Raw genomic sequence first — 19,687 nt, forward strand, 5'->3', positions numbered from 1 at the left:
TCACATCTCCCGGCGGTTCGCATAGAGGTCGAGCAGCCGCGCCCGGGTGGACTGGAGGCGGGCGATGAGCAATCCCGAGAGCGCACGGGTGACGACGTACCCGAATTCGGGTTCTGCTCCGGCCATCCGCTCGAGGGCGGTGATATCGATCTCGGCGGCTTCGGTGGCCGCCGCCGCGTGGGCGGCGAACTGCCAGACCGGTCGGGCTCCCAGCCAGGACCAGCCGAGAACGTCTCCACCATGAAGGGTTTCGAGTGCTACAGCGCCGCGGCCGGGCACGTGCGTGGTCAGGACGACGCTGCCCGACCCGATCAACCAGCACCGAGTCGCCGGTGTGCCCTCCCGGAAGATGACCTCTCCTTCGCCGAATCGCACCGGGGAGGTCAGTGCGGTCAGCCTGCGACGGTGCTCGTCGCCGAGTGCGGCGAGCAGGGACGGCAACACGGTGCCGCCCGCGGTCATCGTTGCTCCCGCGCATCGTCCGGCCGGTACCGCGGAAGAGTCTGGACCAGCCGTGCAGCCTCCTCGGTGATGTCGATGCCGACCGGGCACCAGTCGATGCACCGCCCACACCCCACACAACCGGAACTTCCGAACTGGTCGAACCAGGTACCGAGCTTGTGGGACATCCACTGCCGGTATCTGCTCTGCCCTGACGTCCGGACGGTTCCCCCGTGCAGTTCGCTGTAGTCGAGTTCGAAGCAGGACGACCAGTGCTCCCACCGTTCGGCATGCTCGCCCGTCAAGTCGGTGATGTCCTCGCTGGTGGTACAGAAGCAGGTGGGACAGACCATCGTGCAGTTGCCGCACGTGAGACACCGGTTGCTGACCTCGTCCCAGACGTCCTCGCTGCGGGCGTCGGCCAACAGGTTACGGAGATCGACCTGCGGCATCGCCCGTCCCATCCGGCCGGCCGCAGCGCTCACGGCCGCTCGGGCTTCGTCGATGTCCGTGGCCGCAGCGGGTCTTCGGTTGATCTCGGCGAGTACGTCGGCGCCGGCGTCGGTGCCGACCTCGACGAGGAACCGATGCCCGTGCGAGTCGACGCGTTCGGTCAACGCGAGGTCGTAGCCGGGGCCGGCTGCCGGGCCGGTGCCCATGGAGGTGCAGAAGCAGACTTCGCCGGGCTCGGTGCAGTGGGCGGCGACGACGAACAGGGATCGGAAGCGGCGGGCGGTGGCGCTGTCCGCGTCCGGATCCGGGCACAGAACCCGGCGCAGTACGGCGATCGCCGCCAGGTCGCAGCCACGGACGCCGACGAACGCATAGGGGGTTTCGTCCTCGACAGGGGGGTGGAAGGTGCCGTCGGATTCCGCCGACCACAACTGCTGTCGGGGCGGGTGCAGGTACTGCTTCCACGACTGGGGGCCGGACGAGTGCCCGAAGACCGCGTCGTCGTCGCGTCGACGCAGCCGGTACGTGCCGGGGCCGGTCGTCACACCCCAACCCGCCGGCAGTTGAGCGCCCGAGTCGAGTTCCTCGAGGACGATGGCACTGTCACGCACCGTGGGACCGACCACACGGTAACCACGCCCCCGGAGGACGTCGATCATCTGATCGACACCCCGACGATCCAGGACGCTGTCACGATGTTCTGCAGGAGTTCTTCCCATCGGGTCGCTCCTTTCGGGCGTATCGCCCCTCCCTTTCCCATTGAGCCAGCCGCGTCCGGTGAAGAACAGGGCCGTTCGGCCTTTCCGGGTGATAGGGGCCGACACGTGCCTCCGGGAGGTTCGCGGCTCCGCTAGGCCTCGAGATGGATGTGCTCGCGCGTCGCGGCCTCGAGATCTGCCACCGTCGCTTCGATGAGTTGGTGCGCGAGGTCGGCCAGCGCGCGGGCGGCGGCGAGCTCGTCACCGATCTCGGGGATCTCGGTGTCCTTCGGATTGCGCCGGGCCGTCCCGACACCGATCAATGCGGTCTTGTCACCTGTCCGCAACCGCGCTTGTGCCCTTGTGCGGGATCCGGCCTCACCGGCATCATGTTCGTCGATCACGATTTCGACCGACCATTTCCGCTCGTGCATACTCATCACGCCCTCCTTCTAGGTCGCTCCGATCACTGGGTCACCACTGCCGAGCGCGCATGTGTGCACGTCGACTCGCTCGCCAACCGTGCGCAGGCGCTGACGGGCGAGGCGCTCCGCGAGTTCCGGGATGTCCGCAGCCGGCACACCGGCGAGGTCTCGGATGCTTCCGGTGACCATCCGGCAGATTGCCGCGCGCGCGAAGGACTGCCCGAACTCCGATACCAGGCGGTCGACGATCCCCCGCCCGGGATCATGGTCGGTGCCGTCGTTCGTATCGGGGCTGTTCATTGCGTGTCGACGTCCTCTCGAGCCGGTGTGGGTGGCGACTGTCTTCTCAGCATCGACGCAGCGCAGATCACGCAATAGAGGCGAAGGACCGTAGTCGGTGACTTATGCCTCTGACGCTGACGTGCCGTCCGGCGGTTGAATGCTTACGACGGCACACCGGCAGAGGGGTGACAACGATGGCGACCGCAGTACCCCAGGTCAAAGCGGACGTGACGGTGCGCCGCTTGCTTGCCGATGATCACGATGCGGTGCGCCGCCTGCACGAGCGGCTCGACGAGCACGACCGGTACATGCGGTTCTTCGCCGTACGTCCCGCGCACCTCGCCGAGCTCGCGGAATCGCTCTGTCGGCAGGATCCTGCACATTATGCGTTGGGCGCGTTCGTCGGCGATACGCTCGTCGGCGTCGCCAATTATGTCTCTCTCGATGCCGACGTCGATGCCGCGCCCTCGGTGGTCGAGTTCGCTCTCGTCGTCGACCACGCTTATCGGATGCACGGAGTCGGGACGGCATTATTGACCCGGCTGGTGCAGCACGCGACGGCATGTGGGATCGAGGAGATGAGGGCCGAGGTTCTGACCGAGAACGCGTCCGTGCTTGCTCTGATTCGCGACCAGGGCTGGGGGTCTGCGTTGCGGCGCGACGGTGCCGAAATGCACCTTGACATCGCCGTGGGTGAGTCGTGATGGGAATTGCCGTTCGAGAAACGCACACGGCGTATGTCGTCATGGTCGACGACGTGGTGTACAAGGCCAAAAAGCCCATCCGAACGGCGTTTCTGGATTTCAGCACGGCGAACCAGCGCCGGTCGGCGTGTGACCGTGAGGTCGAACTCAATCGCCGTCTGTGTCCCGATGTGTATCTCGGTGTCGCCGAACTCGCCGATCCGACCGGTGGCCCGGCCGAACCGCTCGTCAAGATGCGGCGGATGCCGGACAACCGCCGGCTCGCCACGATCGTCGTCCGTGGTGACGATTCGCCGGCGCAGCTCGACGAGATTGCTGACGTGATCGCTCGGTTCCACGAGCGGGCAGTGCGCGGCCGCGACATCGACGAAGATGCCACTCGAGACGCCGTCGCGGCGCGGTGGCGGGCCAACGTCACCGAGGCGGTGGGGTATCAGCCGCGGGCGCTTGCGGAGGTGGACGTTGACGAGATCGCTCGGCGAGCACGCCAGTATCTGGTTGGGCGTGAGCCAGTTTTCACCGAGCGGATCGAGTGCGGGCGGATCGTCGACGGCCATGCCGACCTCCTGGCGGATGACATCTTCTGTCTGCCGGACGGTCCCCGGATACTCGACTGCCTGGACTTCGACGACCACCTGCGCCACATCGACGGCCTCGATGACGCAGCGTGTCTGGCCATGGATCTCGAGTATCTCGGCCGAGCGGATCTCGGGGAGGCATTCGTGCGCCGCTACTGCGCGCACGCCACGGACGACCCGCCCCCCACGCTCATCGACCACTACCTCGCGTATCGCGCATTCATGCGCGCGAAAGTGGCCTGCCTGCGATACACCCAGGGTTCGACGGAGGCACTGGTGGATGCGCGTGGCCACGCCCAGCTCGCTCTGCGTCATCTGCGCTCGGGTGCGGTGCGGCTTGCCCTGATCGGTGGGCTTCCCGGAACCGGGAAGTCCACGCTCTCGCGTGCGGTGGCGGAGCGGGTGGGTGCAACTGTCCTCTCCAGCGACCGCGTACGCAAGGAGCTGGCGGGCGTCGGCCCACACGTCTCTTGTGCCGACGAGTACGGGCACGGCCTCTACAGCGGCACGATGACCGAGACCACGTACACCGAATTACTCAGGCGCGCGGCCCGATTGCTCTCCCGCGGGCGTTCGGTGGTGCTCGATGCCTCGTGGACGGACCCGCGGCTGCGTCAGTGGGCCACCTCGACCGCCCGCAAGGAACACAGCGACCTGGTCGAGATCGAGTGCGTCGCGCCTCGCTCCGTCGCCGTGGAACGGATCCGCACCCGCCCGCACGGCAATTCCGATGCCACCGCAGAAATTTACGACGCCATGGCGCAGCGGGTTACGCACCCTCCGTTGGCCACCCCGATCGACACGACCACCGATCTCGGTGACGCGGTGGACGCGGTCCGAGCCCTCTGGGATGCCACGGAGGGATGGCGCAACTACTGACTCACGTCACCTGTGACGGTGGCGGCACCTGACCGGAGAACCCATGCGCGAGATCGTAACCCTGACGATGAACCCCGCTCTCGACATCACCACGGCAACCGGGCGGGTGATCGCCACCGACAAAGTGCGGTGCGGCACCCCCAGGCGTGACCCCGGCGGTGGAGGCATCAACGTCGCCCGAATCCTGCATGTACTCGGCGCTTCCGCTACCGCCGTGTTCCCTTCCGGTGGGCACAGCGGCCGGGCGTTGGAAGACCTCCTGGCCACCGAGGGAGTGCGAAGTCGGAGCATCACGATCCGCGGATCCACCAGGGAGAGCTTCACCATCAACGAGGAGCAGACCGGTCTGCAGTATCGCTTCGTGCTCCCCGGTCCGTCACTGACACCGCGGGAAGTCGAGTCCTGTCTCGACGCCCTGGTGCAGAGAGCGAAGGACGCCGCCTTCGTCGTCGCGAGTGGCAGCCTACCCCCGGGGGTGCCCGTGACCTTCTATCAAATCCTCGCCGATGCCCTCGCCGAGTCGTCTGCTCGCCTCGTCGTCGACACTTCCGGCCCGCCGCTGCGCGCGCTCGAACGCGGTGTGTATCTCCTCAAACCGAGTATTCGCGAGCTACGCGACCACGTCGGGCGGGATTTGCGGACTCTCGACGAGCAGGTGAGCGCGGCACGAGAACTCATCACCGCCGGGATTTGTGCTGTGGTCGTTCTCTCCCTCGGCCCTGACGGGGCCGTGTACGTGACAGCGGCGGAGGAGGAGCACTGCCCGTCCCTGGCGGTGCCCGTGGTCAGTGCGGTCGGGGCCGGCGACAGCATGGTCGCGGGAATCATTGTCGGGCTCGAGCGACGGTGGGACCTGCGGGAGGCTGTGCGTTACGGTGTCGCCGCGGGGGTGGCGATGCTGCGGACACCGGGCACGGCGCCGTGCCGTCGGGACGACGTCGATCAGTGTTATGCCGCGCTCGTTCGCCGTGCCACTGTCGGGCAGCATTCCGACACTGCCTACTAGCTTCCTAGCTTCTCGCGCCCGGCGAACAGTCGCGGGCCTGTTCGAGCAGGATGCGGCGTTCGGCGACGGAGATGTTCCGGCGCGTGCGGGCGGCGACGTCGGGTGCCACCGACACCGAGGTGATGCCCGTGCGCACCAGGTGTTCGGCCAGGGCCGGGTTGGTCGACACCGCTTGTCCGCACAGCGAGGTGGTCAAACCTGCCCGGGTCGCCCGCTCGATGATGGTGTCGACGGCGTCGAGGACGGCCGGGTCCATCGTGTCGAACAGGTCCCGGCAGATCTCGGAGTCACGATCGACGCCGAGGATCAGCTGGGTCAGGTCGTTCGTTCCGATGGACACCCCGTCGATGCCGAGCGCCGCGTATTCCGGGATCCAATAGGCCACCGACGGCACCTCGGCCATGATCCAGCGATGCATGCGGTGATCGGCGCCCAGCGGGTGCGCGTCGAGGTGGCCGAGACACTGTTCGAGTTCCCACCGGGTTCGCACGAACGGAATCATCAGGTGCACGTTCGGATAGCGTTTGCGTACGGTGTGCACCACGTCCAGGTCGAGTCCGAACAGTTCCGGTTCCCGCACGTAGCGGAAGCACCCGCGGTACCCGATCATCGGGTTGTCTTCCACCGGTTCCACGTCGCCTCCGGCCAGATTCGCGAACTCGTTGGTCCGCAGGTCGATGGCCCGGTACACGACCGGTCGTGGGGCGAAGGCTGCAGCGATCTTCTCGACGGCCGCGGACATCGTGTCGACGTACTCGGCGCGGCGTCCTTCGGCGAGCATGGTCATCGGGTGCCTGCCTTGCAACGCGTCCATGATCATGAACTCGGCGCGCAGCAGGCCGACCCCGTCGACGTCCATCGCCGCGACCCGCTCGGCCGCATCCGGTGTCGCCAGATTGACGTACACCGATGTCCCTGTCGGCTCCGCCCAGGCAAATGAGCCTGCGGACGGTGTTCTGCTCGGTGCGGCGGGGGCCGAGCCGGCAACCGGTTCAGCGGTCCCCGCTGTGCCGGCGCACACGGTTCCGGCGTCACCGTCCACGGTGACGACGGCGCCATCGACGAGCGTTGTTGTCGCGGTGCGGGTTCCGACCAAGACGGGGCGTCCGAGCTCGCGTCCGACGATCGCCGCGTGGCAGGTGATACCGCCCCCGTCGGTCACGATGGCCGCGGCCCGGCGTAGCACGGGCAGCCAGTCGGGACGTGTCATCGGGGCGACCAGAATGTCACCGTCGTGCAGTTGGTGGGCGTCGGTGACGGACCGGAGGATGCGTACCTGGCCCGTCACGGTTCCGGGGCTGGCGCCGAGCCCGTGTGCGAGCACCGCGCCGGTCGGTGCCGATTCCGGCCGGCCGGCATCGACGGGGGGTGTGTGGTCGCCGAGTGTGGTGATCGGGCGGGTCTGGACGATCCAGAGTTTGTCACCGGCGAACGCGAACTCGAGGTCCTGTGGTGCGTGGTAGTGCTCTTCCACCGAGAGTGCGAGGAGAGCGAGCCGTTCGAGTTGGGTGTTGGTGAGGACTCGGTCACCGCGCTGGTCGAGGGGAATCTCGGTGGTCCGCTCTCCGCTCGCATCGGCGGTGATCGCGAAGGTTTGCGATCCGATGTGCTCGTCGAGTAGATGGAAGCCGTCCTTGGACAGCACGTAGGTGTCGGGTTCGACTTGTCCGCCGACCACGACCTCGCCGAGCCCCGCGGCGGCCTCGACGACCATGCGGTCGCGGGCGCCGGTTCGCGGATCGGCGGTGAAGGTGACGCCGGAGGTGTCGGAATCGACCATCAACTGGACGACGACGGCCACCGAGGGCTCTTCGGTGACACCTTGCACGCTGCGGTAGGTCAGTGCTCGTTCCGACCAGAGCGATGCCCAGCATTTCCGTATCGCCTCGACGAGGGCGTCGGGTCCGCAGATGTCGGTGAAGCTGTCGTGGATGCCGGCGTACGAGGTGTCGGCGGCGTCTTCGGCAGGAGCTGAGGAACGTACTGCGACACGCACCGAGTCACCGAGTTCGTGATAGGCATCGACGATCTCTTCGCGGAGCGCGTCGGAGACGGGGGCACCGAGCACAGTGGACCGTAGCTCTCGGGACGCTGCGGTGAGTGCGGCATCGTCGGCGCCGGCGGGGGGAAGTCCCTGTGCGCACAGCATTTCACGCACTCCCGCGTCCTCCATTGACTGGAGGTAGCCGTCCTTCGTCACCACGAAGCCCGGCGGTACGGGGAACCGGGCGTGGGTCAGTTCACCGAGATTTGCCGCCTTTCCGCCCACGGAAGGCGCGTCGGGCAAACGCACCTGATCGATCGGCCGCACCCAACGATGCTCGACCACTGCCTGTTGGACATTCATTGTGAACTCCTCACCGTCTCGCTCCAGCGAACCACCGCGAGTTGTCGACGGCACAGAGTCGAAGGTCACCGCGTTCCGGTGCACACCATTGTGTGCAGCGGGCCGAATGCCCTGGCCCCACCGAGTCGTCGGCTCCACGATGGAACCATGACGACCGAATCGACCGCGCGCCTCCCGCTGATGACCAAGAGTGCCGGAACGGTTATCCAGGCGGTGTCCGGCGCTGCCCAAATCGGCTTCCACGTGATCACAACGAAGCTCTTGCGGCACTGGCGCACTACCTGGGGGGCAACGGACGCCGAGGCGGTGACTCCATTACCCGGAGACGAACTGGTACCGAACACGCGCTGGGGGTACACCCACGCCGTCACGATCGCCGCGCCCCCGGATCAGGTGTGGCCCTGGATCATCCAACTCGGTCAGGGGCGTGGGGGTTTCTACAGTTACGAGGGACTTGAAACCCTCATCGGGTGCCGGATACGCAACACCAACCGGGTCCTTCCGGATTGTCAGCACCTCGAGGTCGGTGACGGAATCCGCTTACACCCGAAGGCTCCTCCACTGAAGGTTGCGGTGGTCGAACCACCGTCGGCGTTGGTTCTCCACGGGTCCAATCCCGAAACGGGTGACTCATCGATCTGGGCCTTTCATGTTCTCCAGGTCGACGACGGGCACAGCAGACTCATCGAGAGGGGCCGAAGCACCTATGGGTCTACGCTGTCCAGCCGGCTCGCCTTCGGCCCGACGCTGATCGAACCTGTCGCCTTCGTCATGAGCCGCAGAATGTTACTGACCATCCGGAACCTGGCCGAAGGCGGGTAAGCCGTTCGCGGGCGGCTCGACGTACACGGCAGCGCCGGCCGTCACGCCCGCACCGGCGGCGATGATGAGCGTACGAGTGCCGGCACGGCGACCACCCGCATCGAGTCCGGCCACCAGCGCGGCGGTATGGATGCGTTCGTCGGCGGCGACCACGACCCGGGAATCGGGCAGGCCGAGGTGGCGTGCCAGGGCCGAGCGGAATCCCGGGCGGGGCGGTGCGAGCACCACGACATCGATATCGGCGAGGGTGAGGCCAGCCTGCGTGAGGGCTTCGGTGGCGGCGGCCGCGGCCGCGGCGGCATAGCGTTCGTCCATCGAGGCCGACTCCCGGAACCGCAGCACATTGCGGGCGTCGATCTGCCCGACCGTGGCGGAGAACGCGTCGGAGCCGTCGAAATCGTTCACCCAGTGCACGCGGCCGAGACCGTAATCCTCGTCGGTCCAACGACACAACACCGCGCCGCCGGCCGCGGAGAACGTGAAGTTCTCACTCATCCCGTGGCCGGGGTCGGCGTCACTGGCGACGACGAGGGCGCAGTCGATCGTCCCGGAGCGTAAGAACCCGTCGACGATCTGCAACCCGGTCAGCACACCACATGTTCCGTTCGCGACATCGAAGGAGAAGGTGCCGTGCTCGCCGGCATGCGGATCCTCCGGATGTGCGCCGATGTCCTCCTGGATCATCGCGGCGAGGGCGGGTTCCCCGAGATTGCGGTCCCGATACAACCCGGCGTTGACCAGAAGGTCGACCTCGTCCGGGCTCCGGTCGGCGTTCTCGAGGCAGGTCTTCGCCGCGGCCACGGCGAGGCGCAGTGCGCTGTGCCGGTTTCGCCACCCACCCGAGGTGACGTCAACCCGATCAATGATCGTGCCCATAACCAGCCACCAATTCCTCATCCAGTTCCAGTAGAACGACCCCGATCTCGAGGCCGGAAGCCAGCGAGATCAATGCCACGGTCTCCCCCGGCTGAATATGTCCGGCCTCGAGTTCCTCGACCAACGCCACAGTGTGCGTCGTCGAGGCCGTGTTCCCGTACCGGTCGACGGTGATCACCGCGTCGTGCCGGGGAACCTCGCCGAACGACGACTCGAGTTCCGCCATGCCTTTTCGGATGGCCCGGGCGGAGGTTTGATGGGTGATCACGTGATCGATGTCGTGCATCGACATCCCGAGCGTGTCGAGGACCTCATGCAACAGCAGCGGTGTGTCCGCGATAGCGGCTCTCTGAATGCCGCGGGAATTCGTGAACATACGCGCGCCGGGCTCGTTGCCCTTCGGGTAGGCCAGGCATAACCGGCTGTAATCGGCGACGGTGGTGAAGCCGGCGAACCGAATCCCAGCCGATCCAGCCGGAGCCCGCTCGAGGACCAGTGCGGCACCGGCATCTCCCAACGTCAACGACGCCAATTCTTTGCTCATGATGTTGTGGATGTGCCGCGCCGCGTTCTGTCCGAGCTGCGAAATGTATTCACCACTGACGATCAACGCGCGCTCGATGATGCCCTGCCGGATCCAGTTGTCGGCCACCGTGACTCCGGTCAACATTCCGGCGCACGCGTTGGAGATGTCGAAGGTCATCGCCCGATCCGCACCGAGCGCCCGGGCGACCGCACCGCTCATCGTCGGCTCGAGCCACTGGGTGAGTCCACCGCGGAACTTGGTGATGCTGCAGCTGATGACGGCGTCGAGGGAAGCCGTCGTCCGGCCGGAGTGCCTCACCGCGTCCTGCGCCGCGGCCACTGCGAGGGTGTAGGAATCCTCGTCTCCTACCGAGACCCGCCGCTCGTGGATTCCCGTCAAACGCTCGAGGTCGATGTGAGTGGTGTGGCGGGTCGTTGCCATCAGGTCCTCGGTGGTGAGCCGTGTGACCGGGAGATGCCGGCCCGCACCGGCCACCCGCGTGCGGTAGGGGGTCCGGGCATCCTGTCCCCCAGCTTCCATCACGAGCCAATGCTTGATCATGGTTTGCCACCTCCGTACCCACCACGATCGCCCCCTTCACGCGGCCGCGACCAGGGCACTTCGGCCCTTCCTCTCAGAAATCGTCACCGAAATCGAGTGGCGGCACCCGAACGCTGTCCGTCGAGGACGACAAAGGCCCAATGGCCCTTCCCCCACGACCGCGGGCGGGTGAGGCTGGTGCAGAGGGAAGGAGTCGTCATGCAGGCGCGACACATCATGAGTAGCCCGGTCACCACCGTGGCGCCGTCGACACCGATCGACGAGTGCCTCCGCATCATCGGGGAGTTCGGATTCACCGTGCTCCCGGTGGTCGATGAGGCACACCAGCTGGTGGGTATAGCGTCCGAGGGTGATCTGCTCCGTGAGAAGTTCCGAGCATTTCCCCAGGCCGATGCGGCGGTGAAGGAGACGATGACCAGCCCGGTCATCGCCATGACCGCGGACACCGACCTCAGCGATCTCGCCTCGGCGATGCTGCGCTCGGGTCTGCGGGGGATCCCCATCGTGCACGGGAAGGATCTCATCGGGATCGTGACCCGGCGTGATCTTCTCGGCGCCTTGACGATGGACGACACTCACATCGCGAAGGAGGTGCAGCATCGCCTCGACGTGTACGCGGGTTCGCGGCGCTGGACCGTCGAGGTCGCGGACGGCAAGGTCGCCATCAACGGTCTTTCCGCCGACGACCCGGAACGCGGCGTGGTCACCGCCCTCGCGGAGACGGTTCCCGGTGTCGCCGATGTGCGGTTCGCCGGCTCCTGGCATTCCTGATCGAGTGGCATTCCTGATCGAGCGGCATTCTACTCTACTCTGGTCGACTTCTGGTCACGGCACCGAGACGACTGCGGTGTCGGGTGCGGGAGAGCACAGGGCCAGGACGGCGCGGAAACCGTCTGCCAGGGAGTCGGTCAGCGTATCGAGGTCGGGGACGGCGCCGGGGTCGGCGTTGATGCCCACGCAGCAGTGCGACGTGTAGGACATGAGGGTGACGTTGAACGCCGACCCGAGAGTGGGACTGAAGGCGTAATACCGGGTGATCTGCGAGCCGGCCACGAAGAGCGGTACCGGTGAACCCACCACGTTCGACGCCACCACGTCGACATGCTCGAGCATGTTGGCCAGAAGCGAAGCGGGTAGCAGATTCAATGCTCCGGCAATGCGGGACGACAACGCAATCGCCGGTTCTTTGCGCCATCTCTCCACAACGGCGTGAACCTCCCGTATCAGCTGGGCGGGGTCGCCGATGTTCGTCGGAAGGGCGAACCGCGCCAGAGTGATGCGGTTACCACCGAGCGGGTCGGTGTCGGTGCGCAAGCTGATCGGCAACGTCACTCTCAGTGCCGGAATTTCGGCGCCATGAAGCCGGTGATACTTCGCCATACCCAGCAGGATGGCGGCGAGGAAGCCGTCGTTGAGTGATCCGCCGGCGGACTCGGCGGCCCGGCCGAGCGGTTCGAGCGGGGCCTCGAGGACGGCGAACCTGCGGCGGGTGGTGCGCGTTCTCATCACCGGGGACAGCGTGGTGCGGACGGGACGCGTCAAGCGCATCGTCGACGCCACGACATCAACCGAGTGGCGAAGCGAGTCGGCCGGATGTCGGATCAGCCCCTCGCCTCCCCGGACCATCTCCGTCGACAACCCTCGTACGATGCGGCCCGTCATATCCCGATACCGGGCAAGGCTATTGATCGGGCCGGGCATTCGCCCCTCGTGCGCTGCCACCACCTCGGCGTCGTCTCCTCGCACGGTCCCTTCCCGGGTGAAGTCCACGATCTCCCGGGCGATCTGCATGCCGCCGACGCCGTCGGTGAGGCAATGATGAACCTTCATCACGAGGGCTGCCCGGTGATGGTCGAGCCCGTCGAGCACCGTGAACTCCCAGAGGGGACGCTCCTTGTCGAAGGCCGCCATACCGGTGGTGCGCGCAAAATCGAGCACGGCATCCCAATCGCCCGGTTCCGTGAGCGTGCACCGTCTTACGTGCCAGGTGAGGTCGAAGTCGGGGTCCTCGACCCAGCGGGGCGGGGCAACGCCCACCGCGGCCGTGACCACCTTGCGCCGAAAGATCGGAACCCGCTTGGTCCCCCGCTCCATCATGTCGACGAATCGCGGCCAGTCGGGAACCCGATCGAGGACCGCAACCGCAACAATGGTCGAGCGCAGGATCGGATCTGCCTCCATCCGCCACGACATGTAGTCCGTCTGCGTCATATACCTGTTCGTTGCGCTCACCGTGATCACCTTGCAATCGAGTACTGAAAAGGCTGTCCCTTCGCTTCGGCATGCCTTCTGCTGCCCGTTCCTCCACTACATCGGCATCATGTGCATCGGCATGTGCGGCAGTATGCCGGCACCGTGCAGCCACATCATGAACTCGTGTGGCAGTATGCCGGCGCCATGCAGCCACATCATGAGCTCGTGGGCCATCTGCAGGGCATCCATGTCGATCACCTCCTCACCGACGTCGTCATCACTCGGTTAGGACGCTGCCTCGGCGCGCAACGTCGCCAGGCGCGTCCGGTACTCCACTTCGTCGATCTCACCCCGCGCGAACCGTTCCGCCAGAACCTTTTCCGCGGCATTCAGGGCAGACGGCGCGTTGTGTGGGGTCTGCATCCCGCGGCCCAGATAGCGAATCATCGCGACGATGCCCACGATCAGCAATCCCCAGAAAAGGGCCATCCCGACGAACATCAACGCGTATCCCCAACCGCTTGGATCGTTGTGGTACATCACGATCAGTCCTCCAGGCTTCTCGGTGCGGCACCCGACTCGGGGTCGGTGCGCGGCTCGTACCTCGAGTGTCCCCCGCCAGGCCGGCATCACCACAGGGTCTTTCGCCTCTCGTCACCACCGGACTCTAGGGGACCCGGAGGACCACGGGTGCCGACGAAGTGCCCTTCGGCCCTACCTGTACCTCACGGGAATCCGGATTCTGGACAGGAGACCGGTCACACTGGCAGGAGCCACCATGCGAACAGACATTCCCATCGTCGTCGGAGTCGACGGCTCCGCCCATGCACTCGAAGCCGTACGTTGGGCGGCACACGAAGCTGTGGTCCGCCGTGCCCCGCTACTGCTGGCTTCCTCCCTGGTGGTGCGGCGCGGAACCTACGGTGACGCCATCAACCTCTCGGCAGGTGCCTACACGGATCTCGAGTACGCCGGGAAGCAGCGCCTGGAGAGGGCGGCGGAACTGGCAGCCAAGGCGGTCGGTGACTCACCGCTGACGGTGCGCACCACACTTCGGGAGGGCAGCCCCGCGACTGTCCTTCTGGAGTTGGCGAAATCGGCCCGCATGCTCGTCGTGGGATCCCGGGGGCTGGGCGGTGTCGCCGGCGGCCTCCTCGGCTCGGTGAGCACGGCGGTCGCCGCCCACTCGCCGTGCCCGGTGGTCGTGGTTCGCGGCATGCCCGACCCGGTCGACGCTGTTCTCGACGGCCCGGTGGTGGTCGGGGTCGACGGTTCGGCGCGCAGCACACCGGCGATCGGCGCGGCGTTCGAGGAAGCCGCTCTCCGCGACTGCGATCTGGTCGCCGTGCATGCGTGGAGTGATGTCGACTTGTCGACCGTCTTCACGACCGACGACGCGGACTTTCACGATCTGGGCTGGCCCGCGATCGCCGTCGCGGAAGAGGCCGTACTCGCCGAAAGCGTGGCCGGCTGGCACGAGTCCTACCCGGGCGTCAGTGTCCGGAAGGTCGTCGTCCGGGATCGGCCGATCGACCACCTCGTCGAACTGTCCGAGCAGGCGCAGCTCATCGTCACCGGCAGCCGGGGACGCGGCGGCTTCACCTCCCTGCTCCTCGGGTCGACCAGCCGGGCTGTACTCCATGCCGCCCGATGCCCGGTGATGATCGTCCGCAAGTGACCCGGAGTTCGCCTGGCGTCGACGACCGAGGGACTGCCGGATACCTGGGTGAGATTGCGACACACTGCAGACCTCAGCGATGAGTGAAGGGGACATCGCGCAGCGGCGAATCCGGTTGCTCGGTGAAGACACTTTCGCGCACATTGCGACGTACAGGCGACGGCCCACGAGCAGACCTGCGGGTTGGTGAGACTGGGTGCCGAGACTGGGTGCGCAGCGGAATCCATCGCGCAGTGTCTGTGACGGCGCCGACACCAAGTCCGACGGCGGATGTTCGAGCGGGGGACCTCTATTTCTGCGGTGGCCCCGATTTGCCGCGCGCCGCAATGTATGACGTGACGATGGCTGTCATAGAAAAGATGAGCGCTATCAACACGAGCGCCAGTGGCCAGGTCATCGCTTCTCACTCCTCGGTGGACGGCAGATCGTGATGGGGCACAGTGCATGGTGCAGGAGGTTCTGGCTGGTCGAACCCAGCAGCGATCCGGCGAATCGATTGTGGCCGTGACTTCCCACGACCACGAGTTGTGCGTCACGCGCATAGTGCAGCAACAATTCGGCAGCGTTCCGCTCATCAATGACCGTGGTGACTTCCAGGTCCGGATACTTCTCGCGCCAACCGGCAAGATTTTCTGCCACCAGTACTGTCTGTTCTTCTGCTAGGGCAGCCCAGTCCATCTTCGTCGCAGCGGAGCGACGTCCGGACATGTCACCGGTGCCCCATGCGTGCACCGCGAGGAGCGGGACGTCGAACAGCACTGCGAACTCGACGGCGGACTCGATCGCCCTGATGCTGAGCGCACTTCCGTCGACGCCGACCACGACAGGCCGGTGATCGGGCACCGGTGACTCGGAGCCGGATCGGAAGACCGTGACAGGGCAATGCGCGTGGTTGACCACCCGCACCACGGTGGACCCCGTGAACAGTGACTCGACCATCCCGGCGCCCGTGGAACCGACCACCACCATGTCCGCGTGCTTGCTCAGTCCGGTGAGCGACATCCCTGCCGGTCCCGGATGGATGCTCGAGGACACCCGAACGTCCGGAAACTCCTGCCGCACTCGCCTCTCGGCGCGCTCGAGAATCTCCTCGGCCGATTTCCGGACTTCCTCGGCGAACTCGTCCTGGAACAGCAGGGCAGCTTCGCTGTAGTGGTAGCCCGGACTCGGGAGAGCATGGGCAAGGCGCAGCGGCGCAGATCGTCGCCGCGCCACGGCGGCCGCCCACACGGCGGCCCGTATCGCGCGTTCGGAGCCGTCGACGCCGACGACCACGGACTGGCGGTTCGCAAGAGTGCTCATTGTCCAACTCCAGTTGTCGCAACACACTTTCGGGACTTGCGCCGAACACCTTCAGGATCGGACACCTGTGGCAGGCGCCGGTAGGGCACTAGGTCATCACACCCCGATGTCGAGTGACGTCTGCACGATGGAAGGGACTTTCGGATGACCTTGTGCCCTCTGCCGGCACCTCGGGCGGTGAAAGACTCGAACGTGAACCAGATGTGACGGGCTGCTGAACCTCACCCGTGCAATTCAGCGGTACCGAACACGTCGAACCAGGAGGCAACGACATGCGAACACTGATCGTCTACGAGTCGATGTACGGCAATACCCATGCTGTAGCAGAGGCGATTGCGCGAGGAATCTGCGCTGCGGGCGACGTCACGACGATCCCCGTGTCGCAGGCGCCCCAACAGGACGTGTCCTCATACGATCTCCTGATCGTGGGCGGTCCCACCCACGTGCACGGGATGAGCCGCGAATCGACCCGGCGCGGTGCCGTCGAGGCCGCCGAAAAACCGGAGAGCAACCTGACACTGGAACCCGACGCGGCCAGTGCGGGACTTCGTGAGTGGCTCGACGGCCTCACCGTGGACGAGGGGAATGCTGCTGCCTTCGATACCCGTATCGACAAGCCCGCACTCATCACCGGACGGGCGTCGAAAGGAATATCCAAGAAGCTGCGGCACCTCGGCTTCGAGCTCGTTGCCGATCCGGAGAGCTTTCTCGTCGACACGAACACCCAGCTCGTCGACGGTGAGGAAGCACGGGCGCAGCACTGGGGTCAGATGCTGGCGAAGCAGTCCCCGGCGCACACCTGAGCGATGCGCTTTCAGCCCGGGTGCTGTGTGTATGCCACACCACCCGGGGACAGGCGATCACAGTGCGGCGCGCCTCCCGCGCGTGAAGTTGGCGACCGGCCCGATGAAATTGACGGCGATGGCTGCCGCCCATTTGCCCTTGCTGCCGTTGATTTCCTGGGGATCGCGTCGAGCGAGATCCAACCAAGCGGCGACGGCCAGCACCACCTGAACAGTCGCGAGCACCACCAGCCCGCCGCGCTGACGACCTGTCATGTCACTCCACGTTTTCCGGCTTCTTCTCACTTAATTCCCCTTCTCCATCTGAGTGGAACACCGTCATGTGGCTGAACGATCTCGTCCGGCCCGGGTAAGAACCGTCCGGTGATCACGCCCAGCACCGTCCCGGCCACCAGCCCGGTCACTGATCCGAGTGCAGTAACAGCGGGTATCGACCAGGTGCTGCCCGGGGTCTTCGCTCCCACGAAGATGACCGTCATCGCGAGAGGCCAGCCGGCCACGTTGGCCAGCACCCATCGGCCCGGCCGCCGAACCAGACCGCGCAGCACCAGCGCCTGCACCGCGCCGAGCACGGCACCCATCGCCGCACCGAGGGCCACTGCACCGGCCAACACCACTAGCAGCGGCGGCCCGTCGCCGCCGCTGTCAGAACCGAGCACACCGGGCACGGACGCTGCGGCCCAGCCCAGCCCGGCGACCACGGCCGTGACCACCACCCATCGGCCCACATTGAACCTGGGAAGCAGCCGGCGCAGCCCGCGGGCCTGTAGAACGCCGAGAGCGATCCCCTCGACCAGTCCCCCGGTCACCACCACTGCGAGCGCCAGCGCTGCATCGCGCCCCTGAGGAGCGTCACCCGATATCCTTTGTGCCAGCTTCGCGGCGAGGGCGGCGGCCGTCATGCCAACGGCCTCCGCTGCGGCACACAGAGCAGTCCACCGGGTCGACGACAGACCGGGGACGCGATGTGCGGAACCGTCGAGGTCGCGATTGATGGGCGCTGACTCGAATGCGGTCATTCGCCGCGTACCTGGGCATCCCGGTGATAAATAGTCTCTGCCCACTGATCGATGTCCGCCCAGTCGCGGGCGTCGCCGTAATGCCCGCCCATCAGCCGGAAGAGCACCCGACCGAAGCCCGGCCAGTCACCGAGGCCGATGGCTCCGGCGAAGAAGCGGTGGCCGCGAACATCCGCGGTCTCCCGCAATTGCTGCACCACCCGCGGTTCAGGGGTGACACGGCGAAGATAGGACGCCACCCGGTTCGACAGGATCGTGCTGGTCGCCCCCACTGAGGACACCGAGTACGCCCACACCGCCCGGCCGGTGAGTTGCGGGCGGAGTCGCCCGATGGCGTCCGCCGCTTCGGGAAGCCACTGACCACTGTGGATGGCGCTCCCGACAACGAACGTCCCGTGTTCGCGCACCGAGGTGATGTCGCTCAACGACCGTACGTCCACGGCCTCGCCCGCGGCTTCGAGGTGCGCGGCAATGCGCTCGGCCACCCCTCGGGTAGAACCCCTCGCGGTCGCGTAACCCACCAGGACAGTCATCGGGTCGACTCCTGAGGATGACCGGCGGCCGGCTGGTCGTCCGGTGTTGGTCCTGGCGGCGGGGTCTGTTCGTGGGGTTCGCGTGGCCCCTGATCGAATCGGAAGGGGGGATACTCGTCGCGCAGGAGCGCGACGTAGGCGATGACACGGTAGACCCAGCGGTTGATACCCATGACGAAGTCGAAGAGCGGACGGGGATAGCAGCCGGTGAACAAGATGATGATCGCCGCGACCAGGATCAGAACACCGAGCAGCGAACCGAACAGCCAGGGCTGCCCGGGGACTCCGTCGTCGCCGCTCGCGACCCCGAAACGCCAGCCGCCGAACCAGCCCCCCGCGAGCACGGCCAGAATCAGGTAGTGGGGTATCGCCAGCAGCCACCACTTCACCAGAACCAGACCACGGGAGAGCCGCTCGGGATACTCGACATCGAAATCGGCCGGGTAGTCGGTGCGCGCCAGCGTGAAGGGCGGATACCGGTCGGTGCCCAGCGCGGAGTAGGTGTAGAACTGCACACGCCAGAGCCAGCGCAGAACTCCGACGTTGAAGTCGAACAACCCCCGCGGATACCGGCCCGTGAAGAGAATCGCGAATCCTGCCACCACTGTGGTCACGAACAAGCCCAGACCGAGGAAGACCAACACCACGTAGTGCGGAATCGCGAGCAACCACTTGACCAGCCACAACCATCGTGACAGCGGTTGGTCGAGATCACCTCGAAGGTGCGCGGGATAGGGCTTCGACGGGGTGGGTGTGTGTGCGGTCGACGGTGCGGTGGGGGCGGACGCCGCACCAGTTCCACTCGTTTGTACCGGCCAGTGGGGTTGGGGTGGACCGTGCCGGCCGAGCCCGAGCGCTCCCACCACCACAAGTGGAATGCCCACTGCGAGCATCACCACGGCGGCGAGGAGCACACCGAGCGCGAGCGGGCCGAGGATTTCGAGCCGTGCACCGGCCTGGAGATCGACCGAGACGCCGGGACCACCGTCGGCGTTCATCACCACGGCGGTCCAGGACCCGCGCTGAAGATCCCATTGCACCTGCTGGGTGCCGGCTCCGGTGGACGAGACGGACCAGAACGCCTGCGCCGAAGGGACTTCCGGCCGGCGGTCACCGGTGATTTGACGGTAGCTCGGCTGGAAGGGGTCGAATTCGACCTCCGTCACCTCGGTCCGCGCGACACCGGAGAGATAGCGTTCCACCGCCTCACGCGGGCCGATTCCGACGAAGATCTCCCGGTTCGACGGGTCCGCGGTGACCCGCAACAACACCCGGCCGAGATCCTCGGTGTTGAAGCCCTGGGGAAGATCGGCCTCGTCGAAAAGGTCGATCCGCTCCGACACCAGGGCATTCCCCGAGGACTGATACCTCTGCGTGGGTGAGGTGAAATGACCGTCGTCATTTTGTGTGAAGTATGCCCACCCGAGAAACACCGATGCGCTGAGCAGGGCGAACCCGAGCAAAGCACACAGGCAGCCGATGACGAGCGCCACGATTCTTCCTGGTTTCACTGTCCGCCTCCGGGTTCATGAGTCCTGTACCTCAGTGTGGTGGCGCACGA

The 19,687-nt window shown here is 66.2% G+C and carries 22 protein-coding genes; 7 read left to right on the forward strand and 15 right to left on the reverse strand.

Annotated elements, in window-relative coordinates; genetic code table 11:
- From JQT59_RS28225 to JQT59_RS28240, 4 genes are all read right to left on the reverse strand, one after another.
- On the reverse strand, nucleotides 1–462 hold the full coding sequence (locus tag JQT59_RS28225; protein ID WP_213572855.1) for a cyclic nucleotide-binding domain-containing protein: 462 nt from the start codon (nucleotides 460–462) through the stop codon (nucleotides 1–3).
- Complete coding sequence (locus tag JQT59_RS28230; RefSeq protein ID WP_213572856.1) at nucleotides 459–1,613, reverse strand: 4Fe-4S dicluster domain-containing protein; 1,155 nt, start codon at nucleotides 1,611–1,613, stop codon at nucleotides 459–461. The genes JQT59_RS28225 and JQT59_RS28230 overlap by 4 nt, the downstream gene beginning before the upstream one ends.
- A gap of 131 nt (nucleotides 1,614–1,744) precedes the next feature.
- The gene (locus JQT59_RS28235; protein WP_249353912.1) at nucleotides 1,745–2,032 is read right to left on the reverse strand and encodes a dsRBD fold-containing protein; all 288 of its coding nucleotides are present in this window, start codon (nucleotides 2,030–2,032) and stop codon (nucleotides 1,745–1,747) included.
- Nucleotides 2,033–2,044: 12 nt separating this feature from the next.
- The gene (locus tag JQT59_RS28240; protein WP_249353913.1) at nucleotides 2,045–2,317 is read right to left on the reverse strand and encodes a hypothetical protein; all 273 of its coding nucleotides are present in this window, start codon (nucleotides 2,315–2,317) and stop codon (nucleotides 2,045–2,047) included.
- Nucleotides 2,318–2,493: 176 nt separating this feature from the next.
- On the opposite strand from JQT59_RS28240, the gene JQT59_RS28245 reads away from it, so the two are divergent.
- Genes JQT59_RS28245 through JQT59_RS28255 form a run of 3 tightly spaced genes read left to right on the forward strand, consistent with a single transcriptional unit; the run spans nucleotide 2,494 to nucleotide 5,466 of the window.
- Nucleotides 2,494–3,003: a GNAT family N-acetyltransferase gene (locus tag JQT59_RS28245; RefSeq protein ID WP_213572857.1), complete on the forward strand. Its 510-nt coding sequence runs from the start codon at nucleotides 2,494–2,496 to the stop codon at nucleotides 3,001–3,003.
- A complete protein-coding gene (locus tag JQT59_RS28250; RefSeq protein ID WP_213572858.1) occupies nucleotides 3,003–4,460 on the forward strand; it encodes a bifunctional aminoglycoside phosphotransferase/ATP-binding protein in 1,458 nt (485 codons plus the stop codon). The genes JQT59_RS28245 and JQT59_RS28250 overlap by 1 nt, the downstream gene beginning before the upstream one ends.
- 43 nt (nucleotides 4,461–4,503) lie before the next feature.
- Nucleotides 4,504–5,466, forward strand: a complete 963-nt coding sequence (locus tag JQT59_RS28255) for a 1-phosphofructokinase family hexose kinase (RefSeq protein WP_213572859.1) — start codon at nucleotides 4,504–4,506, stop codon at nucleotides 5,464–5,466.
- A gap of 4 nt (nucleotides 5,467–5,470) precedes the next feature.
- Here the strand turns inward: JQT59_RS28255 and ppsA are convergent, their stop codons facing one another.
- Nucleotides 5,471–7,813, reverse strand: coding sequence for a phosphoenolpyruvate synthase (gene ppsA / locus JQT59_RS28260; RefSeq protein WP_213572860.1), 2,343 nt, complete (start codon nucleotides 7,811–7,813; stop codon nucleotides 5,471–5,473).
- Nucleotides 7,814–7,960: 147 nt separating this feature from the next.
- Between ppsA and JQT59_RS28265 the strand changes: the two genes are divergently transcribed.
- On the forward strand, nucleotides 7,961–8,635 hold the full coding sequence (locus tag JQT59_RS28265) for a hypothetical protein (protein WP_349306989.1): 675 nt from the start codon (nucleotides 7,961–7,963) through the stop codon (nucleotides 8,633–8,635).
- On the opposite strand, the gene JQT59_RS28270 is transcribed toward JQT59_RS28265, so the two are convergent.
- Both JQT59_RS28270 and JQT59_RS28275 read right to left on the reverse strand, forming a co-directional pair.
- The gene (locus JQT59_RS28270; protein WP_213572861.1) at nucleotides 8,600–9,511 is read right to left on the reverse strand and encodes a 3-oxoacyl-[acyl-carrier-protein] synthase III C-terminal domain-containing protein; all 912 of its coding nucleotides are present in this window, start codon (nucleotides 9,509–9,511) and stop codon (nucleotides 8,600–8,602) included. The two genes, JQT59_RS28265 and JQT59_RS28270, sit on opposite strands and share 36 nt — an antisense overlap.
- Nucleotides 9,495–10,598, reverse strand: coding sequence for a 3-oxoacyl-ACP synthase III family protein (locus tag JQT59_RS28275; protein ID WP_213572862.1), 1,104 nt, complete (start codon nucleotides 10,596–10,598; stop codon nucleotides 9,495–9,497). The genes JQT59_RS28270 and JQT59_RS28275 overlap by 17 nt, the downstream gene beginning before the upstream one ends.
- A 198-nt stretch (nucleotides 10,599–10,796) precedes the next feature.
- Here JQT59_RS28275 and JQT59_RS28280 point away from each other — a divergent pair, with 198 nt between their 5' ends.
- Complete coding sequence (locus JQT59_RS28280) at nucleotides 10,797–11,369, forward strand: CBS domain-containing protein (RefSeq protein ID WP_213572863.1); 573 nt, start codon at nucleotides 10,797–10,799, stop codon at nucleotides 11,367–11,369.
- 54 nt (nucleotides 11,370–11,423) lie between these two features.
- Here the strand turns inward: JQT59_RS28280 and JQT59_RS28285 are convergent, their stop codons facing one another.
- The 3 genes from JQT59_RS28285 to JQT59_RS28290 form a co-directional block, all read right to left on the reverse strand.
- Nucleotides 11,424–12,809, reverse strand: a complete 1,386-nt coding sequence (locus tag JQT59_RS28285; RefSeq protein WP_213578164.1) for a wax ester/triacylglycerol synthase domain-containing protein — start codon at nucleotides 12,807–12,809, stop codon at nucleotides 11,424–11,426.
- A 96-nt stretch (nucleotides 12,810–12,905) separates the two neighbouring features.
- Nucleotides 12,906–13,040, reverse strand: coding sequence for a hypothetical protein (locus tag JQT59_RS37800; RefSeq protein WP_283254025.1), 135 nt, complete (start codon nucleotides 13,038–13,040; stop codon nucleotides 12,906–12,908).
- 36 nt (nucleotides 13,041–13,076) lie between these two features.
- On the reverse strand, nucleotides 13,077–13,331 hold the full coding sequence (locus tag JQT59_RS28290; protein ID WP_213578166.1) for an SHOCT domain-containing protein: 255 nt from the start codon (nucleotides 13,329–13,331) through the stop codon (nucleotides 13,077–13,079).
- A gap of 238 nt (nucleotides 13,332–13,569) precedes the next feature.
- Here JQT59_RS28290 and JQT59_RS28295 point away from each other — a divergent pair, with 238 nt between their 5' ends.
- Nucleotides 13,570–14,469: a universal stress protein gene (locus JQT59_RS28295; protein WP_213572864.1), complete on the forward strand. Its 900-nt coding sequence runs from the start codon at nucleotides 13,570–13,572 to the stop codon at nucleotides 14,467–14,469.
- Nucleotides 14,470–14,862: 393 nt separating this feature from the next.
- On the opposite strand, the gene JQT59_RS28300 is transcribed toward JQT59_RS28295, so the two are convergent.
- Nucleotides 14,863–15,771, reverse strand: coding sequence for a universal stress protein (locus JQT59_RS28300; RefSeq protein ID WP_213572865.1), 909 nt, complete (start codon nucleotides 15,769–15,771; stop codon nucleotides 14,863–14,865).
- Nucleotides 15,772–16,043: 272 nt separating this feature from the next.
- Between JQT59_RS28300 and JQT59_RS28305 the strand changes: the two genes are divergently transcribed.
- Entirely contained in the window at nucleotides 16,044–16,574 is a 531-nt protein-coding gene (locus JQT59_RS28305; protein WP_213572866.1) for a flavodoxin domain-containing protein, read from the forward strand.
- A gap of 57 nt (nucleotides 16,575–16,631) precedes the next feature.
- Here the strand turns inward: JQT59_RS28305 and JQT59_RS28310 are convergent, their stop codons facing one another.
- The 4 genes from JQT59_RS28310 to JQT59_RS28325 are packed head-to-tail and all read right to left on the reverse strand — an operon-like array spanning nucleotide 16,632 to nucleotide 19,637.
- On the reverse strand, nucleotides 16,632–16,829 hold the full coding sequence (locus tag JQT59_RS28310; protein WP_213572867.1) for a hypothetical protein: 198 nt from the start codon (nucleotides 16,827–16,829) through the stop codon (nucleotides 16,632–16,634).
- 26 nt (nucleotides 16,830–16,855) lie between these two features.
- Nucleotides 16,856–17,593: a hypothetical protein gene (locus JQT59_RS28315; RefSeq protein ID WP_213572868.1), complete on the reverse strand. Its 738-nt coding sequence runs from the start codon at nucleotides 17,591–17,593 to the stop codon at nucleotides 16,856–16,858.
- The gene (locus JQT59_RS28320; RefSeq protein ID WP_213572869.1) at nucleotides 17,590–18,126 is read right to left on the reverse strand and encodes a flavodoxin domain-containing protein; all 537 of its coding nucleotides are present in this window, start codon (nucleotides 18,124–18,126) and stop codon (nucleotides 17,590–17,592) included. The genes JQT59_RS28315 and JQT59_RS28320 overlap by 4 nt, the downstream gene beginning before the upstream one ends.
- The gene (locus tag JQT59_RS28325) at nucleotides 18,123–19,637 is read right to left on the reverse strand and encodes a DUF4389 domain-containing protein (RefSeq protein WP_213572870.1); all 1,515 of its coding nucleotides are present in this window, start codon (nucleotides 19,635–19,637) and stop codon (nucleotides 18,123–18,125) included. Before JQT59_RS28325 ends, JQT59_RS28320 begins: the two co-directional genes overlap by 4 nt.
- Nucleotides 19,638–19,687: the final 50 nt, after the last annotated feature.

The sequence above is a fragment of the Rhodococcus sp. USK13 genome (assembly GCF_018343855.1).
Classification (GTDB): Bacteria; Actinomycetota; Actinomycetes; order Mycobacteriales; family Mycobacteriaceae; genus Rhodococcus_F; species Rhodococcus_F oxybenzonivorans.

Bases quoted from the DNA above. Each gene is read 5' to 3' on its own strand.
- JQT59_RS28225 (WP_213572855.1), bottom strand. From the start codon at position 462: ATGACCGCGGGCGGCACCGTGTTGCCGTCCCTGCTCGCCGCACTCGGC.
- JQT59_RS28230 (WP_213572856.1), bottom strand. From the start codon at position 1,613: ATGGGAAGAACTCCTGCAGAACATCGTGACAGCGTCCTGGATCGTCGG.
- JQT59_RS28235 (WP_249353912.1), bottom strand. From the start codon at position 2,032: ATGAGTATGCACGAGCGGAAATGGTCGGTCGAAATCGTGATCGACGAA.
- JQT59_RS28240 (WP_249353913.1), bottom strand. From the start codon at position 2,317: ATGAACAGCCCCGATACGAACGACGGCACCGACCATGATCCCGGGCGG.
- JQT59_RS28245 (WP_213572857.1), top strand. From the start codon at position 2,494: ATGGCGACCGCAGTACCCCAGGTCAAAGCGGACGTGACGGTGCGCCGC.
- JQT59_RS28250 (WP_213572858.1), top strand. From the start codon at position 3,003: ATGGGAATTGCCGTTCGAGAAACGCACACGGCGTATGTCGTCATGGTC.
- JQT59_RS28255 (WP_213572859.1), top strand. From the start codon at position 4,504: ATGCGCGAGATCGTAACCCTGACGATGAACCCCGCTCTCGACATCACC.
- ppsA (WP_213572860.1), bottom strand. From the start codon at position 7,813: ATGAATGTCCAACAGGCAGTGGTCGAGCATCGTTGGGTGCGGCCGATC.
- JQT59_RS28265 (WP_349306989.1), top strand. From the start codon at position 7,961: ATGACGACCGAATCGACCGCGCGCCTCCCGCTGATGACCAAGAGTGCC.
- JQT59_RS28270 (WP_213572861.1), bottom strand. From the start codon at position 9,511: ATGGGCACGATCATTGATCGGGTTGACGTCACCTCGGGTGGGTGGCGA.
- JQT59_RS28275 (WP_213572862.1), bottom strand. From the start codon at position 10,598: ATGATCAAGCATTGGCTCGTGATGGAAGCTGGGGGACAGGATGCCCGG.
- JQT59_RS28280 (WP_213572863.1), top strand. From the start codon at position 10,797: ATGCAGGCGCGACACATCATGAGTAGCCCGGTCACCACCGTGGCGCCG.
- JQT59_RS28285 (WP_213578164.1), bottom strand. From the start codon at position 12,809: ATGACGCAGACGGACTACATGTCGTGGCGGATGGAGGCAGATCCGATC.
- JQT59_RS37800 (WP_283254025.1), bottom strand. From the start codon at position 13,040: ATGGATGCCCTGCAGATGGCCCACGAGCTCATGATGTGGCTGCATGGC.
- JQT59_RS28290 (WP_213578166.1), bottom strand. From the start codon at position 13,331: ATGTACCACAACGATCCAAGCGGTTGGGGATACGCGTTGATGTTCGTC.
- JQT59_RS28295 (WP_213572864.1), top strand. From the start codon at position 13,570: ATGCGAACAGACATTCCCATCGTCGTCGGAGTCGACGGCTCCGCCCAT.
- JQT59_RS28300 (WP_213572865.1), bottom strand. From the start codon at position 15,771: ATGAGCACTCTTGCGAACCGCCAGTCCGTGGTCGTCGGCGTCGACGGC.
- JQT59_RS28305 (WP_213572866.1), top strand. From the start codon at position 16,044: ATGCGAACACTGATCGTCTACGAGTCGATGTACGGCAATACCCATGCT.
- JQT59_RS28310 (WP_213572867.1), bottom strand. From the start codon at position 16,829: ATGACAGGTCGTCAGCGCGGCGGGCTGGTGGTGCTCGCGACTGTTCAG.
- JQT59_RS28315 (WP_213572868.1), bottom strand. From the start codon at position 17,593: ATGACCGCATTCGAGTCAGCGCCCATCAATCGCGACCTCGACGGTTCC.
- JQT59_RS28320 (WP_213572869.1), bottom strand. From the start codon at position 18,126: ATGACTGTCCTGGTGGGTTACGCGACCGCGAGGGGTTCTACCCGAGGG.